We start from the raw sequence: 1,298 nt of genomic DNA on the forward strand, positions 1-1,298 counted from the left end.
ATTTAACAGATAATGGAGATGGCAGTTGGGAATTAGTTATTCCAGTAGGAAATGAAATTCCTGATGGCACTTATGATGTTGAAGTAATGGTAACTGATGACGCGGGTAATACTGCTAATGATGCAACAGTAGATGAGTTAATTATCGACACCGTGGCACCCACAGTTCCAACAGTTGATGAACTTATAGCAAACACCAGCACACCAACAATCACAGGAACATTAGATTCTGTAGATGAGATTTCTGTTACAGTAAACGGAGTTACCTACATAGAAGGAGATGGTGATTTGACAGATAATGGCGATGGCACGTGGACTTTAGTTATTCCGGTAGGAAATGAAATTCCAGATGGCACTTATGATATTGAAGTAACGGTAACTGATGACGCGGGTAATACTGCTAATGACGCAACAGTAGATGAGTTAATTATCGATACCATTGCACCTACAGTTCCAACAGTTGATGAACTTATAGCAAACACCAGCACACCAACAATCACCGGAACATTAGATTCTGTAGATGAGATTTCTGTTACAGTAAACGGAGTTACCTACATAGAAGGAGATGGTAATTTGAAAGATAATGGAGACAGTACTTGGGAATTAGTTATTCCGGTAGGAAATGAAATTCCAGATGGTACTTATGATGTTGATGTCACAGTAACCGATACTGCAGGCAATACTGCCAGTGATGCAACAGTAGATGAGTTAATTATCGATACCGTTGCACCCACAGTTCCAATAGTTGATGAACTTATAGCAAACACCAGTACGCCAACAATCACGGGTACTTTAGATTCTGTAGATGAGATTTCTGTCTTAGTAAACGGAGTTACCTACACAGAAGGCGATGGCGATTTAACAGATAATGGAGACGGCACCTGGGAATTAGTTATTCCAGTAGGAAATGAAATTCCAGATGGTACTTATGATGTTGATGTAACGGTAACTGATACTGCAGGAAATACTGCCAGTGATGCAACTGTAGACGAGTTAATTATCGATAACATTGCACCTACAGTTCCTACAGTTGATGAACTTATAGCAAACACCAGCACCCCAACAATCACGGGTACTTTAGATTCTGTAGATGAGATTTCTGTCTTAGTAAACGGAGTTACCTACACAGAAGGTGATGGCGATTTAACAGATAATGGAGATGGCACCTGGGAATTAGTTATTCCAGTAGGAAATGAAATTCCTGATGGCACTTATGATGTTGAAGTAACGGTAACTGATGACGCGGGTAATACTGCTAATGATGCAACAGTAGATGAGTTAATTATCGACACTGTAGCA

At 40.0% G+C, this 1,298-nt stretch carries 1 protein-coding gene; it reads left to right on the forward strand.

Features of this window, described 5'->3' with window-relative positions; genetic code table 11:
* The coding region (locus DSM00_RS15465; RefSeq protein ID WP_206633821.1) for an Ig-like domain-containing protein at positions 1-1,298 on the forward strand (1,298 nt) is incomplete at both ends.

Source organism: Leeuwenhoekiella aequorea (assembly GCF_004104375.1).
Lineage (GTDB): Bacteria > Bacteroidota > Bacteroidia > Flavobacteriales > Flavobacteriaceae > Leeuwenhoekiella > Leeuwenhoekiella aequorea.